Origin of the sequence: Acutalibacter sp. LFL-21 (assembly GCF_025630755.1) — a bacterium.
GTDB classification, from domain to species: domain Bacteria; phylum Bacillota; class Clostridia; order Oscillospirales; family Acutalibacteraceae; genus Acutalibacter; species Acutalibacter stercoravium.
In genome coordinates this window covers 1-1,576 of the sequence record NZ_JAOTNT010000032.1, presented here as the reverse complement: position 1 = coordinate 1,576, position 1,576 = coordinate 1, and the positions used below count along the sequence as shown (strand labels likewise).

The window sequence follows — 1,576 nt, the reverse complement described above, 5'->3', positions numbered from 1 at the left end:
TCAGCCTGTAGAAAAACCTGCTCCGGCAATTAAGCCAGAGCAGGTTTTTTGCTTGGAAACGAAAGCGGAAACGGAAAAAGCATCAAAACAACAGCTACACTTTTCCCCCATCCTGTTCGTTTTCCGCCATCCGGCGCCGGATGGCGGCCATTCCATTTCCAAATGGCCAGCTTTTTCAGATTCATGGCAGCAAATTTAAGCTTCACCCAGTTTGTCACCTGGGCCAAGCCTCTGTACTGCGTGTAACGCATCCCGTGTTTTTCCTTCGCATCGGCAAACACACGCTCAATCTTCTCTTTTCGCAGCCGGTACAGTTCTTTGTACACCGCCATATGCCGGACATGCTCTGCCATCTCCACATAGTCCTGCCAGACATGGCGCAGTACGGTTTTCTCGCACTTGGCGTTCTCGGTGCACATCCCTCTGGTGGGACAGGTCTTGCAAAGATAGCCTCGGCTCTTGTATTCCCGGTAGCCCTCCCGGTTTGTGGTGGAATAATGCAGCGCACGGTATTCCGGACAGATCACATCGTCAAAGTATTCGTCATACACATAGGCCCACCAGGGGTGGCCGTTTCCTTTGGTCTTGGGGCGGGTATAGCAGGTGGAAAGAACGCGGCCGCTGTCGAAGATTCTCTTGCAGATCCAGGGGGTTTTGTAGGCGCTGTCCGCCACCACGGTTTTGTGCTCGGGGTAATACTGGCATACTTCATCGTACAGAGGATCAAAGGCTACACTGTCGTGGATATTGCCGGGAGTGACGTGAACACCAACAACAAAATTGTGCTTGTCACATGCTGTGTGCGCTTCGTAGGCAAAGCACTTTTTGTGCTCCCCCTTGTGGAATACACCGCTTTCCGGGTCGGTGGTGGACACCACCGTTTCCTTCTCCTCCGGCGGCTTTTTGTCGCTGTCATCCGAGAAAGGTTTCTTGCCGTGTTCCTCCCGGTCTTTGTTTACCTCATTGAACAGTTCCCTCGCATACCGCTTTGCCTGCTTGGGGGCCGCCTTTTTGGCCTGCTTTTTCAGATTAGCACTTGCCTTAATGTGGGTTCCGTCCACAAAAATCGCTTCTGTGTCCAGATATCCTTCCTCTGCCGCGGCTTTCAACACCCAGCGGAACACATATTCCACCGTGGCGTGGTTGAATCGGTGCTTGAAGTTGTAACTCACTGTGGAGAAGTGCGGTACCGCTTCATTCAGCGGATATCCAATGAACCACCGGTATGCCAGATTCATGCTCACTTCCTCCAGGGTTCGGCGTAGGGAAGAAATTCCATAGATATGCTGGATCAGCACGATCTTGAACAGCACCACCGGGTCAACGCTGGGCCGGCCGTTGTCCTCGCAGTACAGATCCTCCACAAATTCGTAGATTTTCTTGAAGTCGATGGCGTCGTCGATTTTCCGCAGCAAGTGATCCTGCGGGACCATGTTCTCCAAACTTACAAATTCCAGCTGCTCTCGATTTTCTGCGTTCTTTACCAGCATTTTTATCACCCTACACCATTATACCGCATTTTCTCTCTCAATACGAGAAAAAAGGCCACCAAAAGGTGACCTTTTTCGACAGGCTG

Annotated in this window: 1 protein-coding gene; it reads right to left on the bottom strand. The window is 51.6% G+C overall.

From position 1 onward, the window contains the following. Positions 1 to 29: 29 nt before the first annotated feature. On the bottom strand, positions 30 to 1,490 hold the full coding sequence (locus ODJ80_RS14000) for an IS1182 family transposase (RefSeq protein ID WP_263042554.1): 1,461 nt from the start codon (positions 1,488 to 1,490) through the stop codon (positions 30 to 32). Positions 1,491 to 1,576 lie beyond the last annotated feature (86 nt).